Raw genomic sequence first — 2,972 nt, forward strand, 5'->3', positions numbered from 1 at the left:
GTGCCGCCCATGCCCGACGCGGTGCCGGGAGCCGCCGACGCCACCCAGGTGCTGCCGACCGGCACCCCGGCCCAGCCGCCCGCCTTCGACCCGAACGGCGCGACGACCGTCATGCCCATGTCCGGCGCGGCGGGGGCGCCGGGCACCCCCGCCGCCGACCCGACGGCCGTCCTGCCGCAGCAGGGCGAGCAGCCGCATCCGTGGCAGACCCAGTTGCGTGCGGCCAGGGACCGCAACGAGCAGACGCAGATCCAGTACCTCGATCCGAGCGAGGACCCGCTGCGCCGTCGCCCGCAGCGCCAGGCGCAGCAGCCGCAGCAGTACGCCCCGCAGCCGCAGAACCCGCAGCCGTACGCCCCCCAGCAGCAGCCGCACAGGCCACAGCGGCGGCAGCCGCAGCCCCAGCCGCAGCAGCGGTACGCACCGGCGCCGGCGCCCGTGCCCCAGCCGCAGCCCCAGCAGCGGTACGCGCCCCCGCAGCCGCCGCCGCGGCAGGCACCGCGCCCGCCGCGCGAGCCGCGCCGCCGCGGCGCCAACCCGATGCGGATCCCCGGGCTCGGCTGCCTCAAGGGCTGCCTCTTCTCGGTCCTGATCATGGTGGTGGTGGCCTGGATGATCTGGGAGCTGACCCCGCTGCAGGACTGGATCGGCACGACGAAGAGTTTCTGGGACCAGATGACGGACTGGGTCGGCAAAGTCTCCGACTGGGTTTCGGAACTGGGCAGCTCCGACGCCCCCACCGGGCAGCAGTGAGGGGCCCGCAGCCATGAGTTCCGCGCGGTGACACCGGGCCCGGTGGCAGCGTCCCGGGTGCCCACGGCCCCGGGTGCCCACGACCCGGTGAATCCGCGCGACTCTGGGGATTTGTCGACTTCCAGCGGCTGATTTCCCCCGCAAAGGTGCGGCCTGCCGCGATTACGTGTACGGAACACCTCCGTATCCGCGTATTTTTGTCGGGCCCGCAGCAGAGGTAACGACACGTCGGAGCAGTCTTGGCACGGAAAATCGGCAGTCGGTACACAGCGCACCAGATCCTGGGGCGGGGCAGCGCCGGGACGGTGTGGCTCGGTGAGGGCCCCGACGGGCCCGTCGCCATCAAGCTGCTGCGCGACGACCTGTCGGCCGACGAGGAACTCGTGGAGCGCTTCGTGCAGGAGCGCACGGCACTCCTCGGCCTGGAGCACCCGCGGGTGGTCGGCGTCCGGGAGCTGGTCGTGGACGGCGACGACGTGGCGCTCGTCATGGACCTGGTGCGCGGCACGGACCTGCGGACCCGGCTCGACCGGGAGCGGCGGCTCGCCCCCGAGGCGGCCGTCGCGATCGTCGCCGACGTCGCGGACGCGCTGGCCGCGGCCCATGCCGCCGGGGTCGTCCACCGGGACGTCAAGCCGGAGAACATCCTGCTCGACATGCAGGGCCCGCTCGGGCCCGGCAACTCCCACCCCGCGCTGCTCACCGACTTCGGCATCGCCAAGCTGATCGACTCGCCGCGGCACGCCAAGGTCACGAAGATCATCGGCACCCCGGACTACCTCGCCCCCGAGATCGTCGAGGGACTGCCGCCCCGGGCCGCCGTCGACATCTACGCGCTGGCCACCGTCCTGTACGAGCTGCTCGCCGGGTTCACCCCGTTCGGCGGCGGCCACCCCGGCGCCGTACTGCGCCGCCACGTCACCGAGACCGTCGTACCGCTGCCCGGCATCCCCGAGGAGCTGTGGCAGATCATCGTGCAGTGCCTCGCCAAGGCCCCGGCGTCGCGGCTCCGGGCGCGGGAACTCGCGGCCGGCCTGCGTGCGCAGCTCCCGCTGCTGGCCGGGATGCCGCCGCTCGACGTCGACGAGCCGGAGGAGAGCGGGCAGCCGGAGGCACCCCCCGTCTCGTACGAGCCACTGCCCTTCCCGCCGCAGAACCCGGCCCCGCGCCGCAGCGGGGCAGTCCCGCTGGTGCCGGGCTCCTCGCCGGACTCCAACCGGGACACGCACACCAGCATGCGGGTGCCGGGCCCGGACGAGCTCGCCGGCGGCCCGCGCGGCACCGCGCGCGCACCCCGCTCCGCCGGCCAGCGGCGGCCGGGCTCCGCCCGCAACCGCGCCTCGGCCGAGACGGTCCGGCGCCGCCGCACGGTGCTCGGCGTGGCCGCCGTCGTGCTGGCCGCCGCCATCGGCCTCGGCACCTGGGCGGCCGTCTCCGGTGACGACTCCCAGTCCCCGCCGGACGACAACCGCGGCTCATCGGCCCCCGCCGCGCCTTAGCCCTGCGGGCCCGAGGTCCCTGGACCGGGCGCGCGTCGCGAAGTCGTCCCCGGCCGGGGTGGGCCCTGCGAAGTCGTCCCCGGCCGGAGTGGGCCCTGCGCGGTCGTCCCCGGACCGGGCGCGCCCCGGGACCGTGTCGACCACCCGGTCGGCTACCGCGCTGAGCGACCGGGTGCCGCAGCGCGTCCTGCGCGGCCTACGGGGCCGCCCGCGACCCGGTCGACTCCACCGGCTGGACCGCCGAGAGCCTTCACCCTGGTGACGATGGCCCGGCGCCCGGCGGCTCTGGCGCCTTTGCGGTTCGAGCCCGGGGGCCGTGGCCCACGGCCGGGGGCCAGTGGCATGGCCACTGCTGCCGCCAGCCTTGACCAGCGGGTTCGGTGCCCGGCGTCCGGTCACGGGCGTGCCCGGAAGGCCGTGGTCCTCGCCGGGCGGCTGAGGTCGCCCGCGGCAAGGCGGCGCCGGCGGATCGGCTACCGACAGTCTCCACGCCTTGTGGTCCGGCATCCGGTGCCGGGCGGGCCGTTGCAGGGGCGGGCCGTTGCAGGGGCGGGCGTCCGGCCCGAGCGGCTGGTCCCGCGCGGCATCGGATGGGGTGCCGGTCCGGTCGGCGGCATGTCCGCGCCCGGGCCGGGGCACGGTCGGCCGCCCGCGGCCGCGAGGCGGCCGGAAGGCTTCGCCGCCGGTGGGCCCCGGCGGCGGGGGAGCCGTGCGCCGGGC

At 76.2% G+C, this 2,972-nt stretch carries 1 protein-coding gene and 1 pseudogene; both read left to right on the top strand.

Features of this window, described 5'->3' with window-relative positions; all coding sequences use genetic code 11:
• A pseudogene (locus GUY61_RS36895) lies at nt 1-753 on the top strand (serine/threonine protein kinase); the annotation flags it as partial.
• Nucleotides 754-992: 239 nt separating this feature from the next.
• Nucleotides 993-2,252, top strand: a complete 1,260-nt coding sequence (locus tag GUY61_RS36900; protein WP_166634660.1) for a serine/threonine-protein kinase — start codon at nt 993-995, stop codon at nt 2,250-2,252.
• The last annotated feature ends 720 nt before the right edge of the window (nt 2,253-2,972 follow it).

Source organism: Streptomyces sp. GC420, from assembly GCF_009916105.1.
Lineage (GTDB): Bacteria > Actinomycetota > Actinomycetes > Streptomycetales > Streptomycetaceae > Streptomyces.